General features: G+C 61.1%; 1 protein-coding gene. It reads right to left on the bottom strand.

Going from position 1 to position 1,139, the window contains the following annotated elements:
- Positions 1-105: 105 nt before the first annotated feature.
- The coding region (gene ltrA, locus CF68_RS34465) for a group II intron reverse transcriptase/maturase (protein ID WP_035827959.1) at positions 106-1,139 on the bottom strand (1,034 nt) is incomplete at its 5' end.

The following is a 1,139-nucleotide window of genomic DNA, read 5'->3' as shown; positions in this document are numbered from 1 at the left end:
TGCTCTTTACCTGAAACCCGCCACGATACCAGTCGAGTAGCGCGTGGGAGTCGCACCCCCGCGCTCTCACAGATCCGGACGTGAATCTCGCGATTCATCCGGCTCCTATCGTCCAAGCGCCGCCTCCAGGCGCCAGTGGGCAAACAGCCCAGGCTGCCGGCATTTGACGCCCGACAGCCACGCCCATGCTCGCGCCGGACGTCTAGACAGAGACTTGTACTTCCGCTGAGCCCAACGCATCAGCGCCATATCGACCCATCGCAGCACCTGCACCAGTGCCGAGCGCGTGAACCGTCCGTAATACTCAATCCAACCCCGCAGAATCGGGCGGGTGCGATCCGCCAAGTCATCCAGCCCCAAGTCGTATCGGCGCAACAGACCCTTGCGACGCATGCCCTGACGCATCGCTCGGGCGGCTTTGTTGCTGACGGCCGGGGTGAAACCGACGCACAGCTTGCCCATCCGGTTCATGACACTTCGCGGTCTGAACGTATAACCCAGAAAGTCGAACTGGTAGATTGGATAGTCCACAGGCCGGTTTGCCTGCTTGCAGTACACGATTTTGGTTTTCTCAGGATGCAGCGCCAGCTTGCATTCCGCCAGTCGCCGCTCCAATTCCTGTCTGAGCAGTAGGGCTTGCGCCTCGCTCTCGCAGTGACAGATGGCGTCGTCAGCGTAACGTTCGAATGGCACGTCCGGATGGTACTTTTGCATCCATCGGTCGAACGCATAGTGGAGAAACAGGTTAGCCAGCACTGGACTGACGACACCGCCTTGCGGCGTGCCCTCGTCCGGGTGCACCACGGTCCCGTCAGGCATTTGCACGGGTGCCTTGAGCCAGCGCTCGATATACAGCAGCACCCACGCGCAGTCCGTGTGGCGACGCACCGCTCGCATCATCAAATCCCAGTCGATACTACCGAAGAAATTCTTGATGTCGAGGTCGACCACCCACGCGTACTCCCAGCATCGCTGCCGAGCCACGTTGAGCGCCTGATGCGCCGATCGTCCGGGACGATACCCGTACGAGTCGCGGTGAAACACAGGTTCCACGAGCGGCTCCAGATATCGCTTGACCACCGTCTGAGCGACGCGGTCCGAGATCGTGGGGACGGTCAGCGCGAACTGCACAAGCGCTC

The sequence above is a fragment of the Cupriavidus sp. SK-4 genome, assembly GCF_000611125.1.
Lineage (GTDB): Bacteria > Pseudomonadota > Gammaproteobacteria > Burkholderiales > Burkholderiaceae > Cupriavidus > Cupriavidus necator.
The sequence above is the reverse complement of the archived record's forward strand: the minus strand, read 5'-3'. Positions and strand labels throughout refer to the sequence as shown.